Source organism: Rhizobium sp. BR 315 (assembly GCF_050577975.1).
Taxonomy (GTDB): Bacteria; Pseudomonadota; Alphaproteobacteria; order Rhizobiales; family Rhizobiaceae; genus Rhizobium; species Rhizobium miluonense.
This window is the reverse complement of sequence record NZ_JARWKZ010000200.1, coordinates 1-517: the sequence shown is the minus strand read 5'-3', so window position 1 is coordinate 517 and position 517 is coordinate 1. Positions and strand designations below refer to the sequence as shown.

At 38.3% G+C, this 517-nt stretch carries 1 protein-coding gene; it reads left to right on the top strand.

The annotated features are described in order from the left end of the window. Nucleotides 1–99: 99 nt before the first annotated feature. Nucleotides 100–517 (top strand): hypothetical protein (locus tag QD409_RS35760; RefSeq protein ID WP_430765086.1); only part of this gene is annotated, 418 nt, incomplete at its 3' end.

Sequence of the window (517 nt, the reverse complement as noted above, 5' to 3'; positions counted from 1 at the left end):
ATTCATGACTATATAGAAATGAACTATGTATATGCAGGGACCTGCACGGCAATCGTCCAGGATAAAGTTATCCCGTTACAGTGCGGAGATGTTTGTATCATGGATACAAACGTGCCTCATACAATCTGTGATGCAGAGGAAAAGGATATTATCATCAATATTCTCATGGATAAAAGCTACTTTACTGCTTCCATGCTCGGACAGCTGTCAAGCAATAGCATTATTTCCGACTTTATATTAGAGGCTATATCACATGATCGCCTGCATAACCGCTTTCTTTTATTTCACTGTCAGAACAGTGATAAGCTAGGCTCACACGTCGAGAATCTGTTATGTGAATTCTACGAACCAAGCTTTTGCTCAAAAGATATTATCAACGCTTATATGGTATTAATCTTTGCAGAAATGCTTCGGCATTTTCAAACAGACAATAACTGCAAATCGGCTAATGGGAAACAGAATCCGATATTGGATATCCTTCTATACATGGAGGAAAATTTTCAAAGCTGTACCTTAC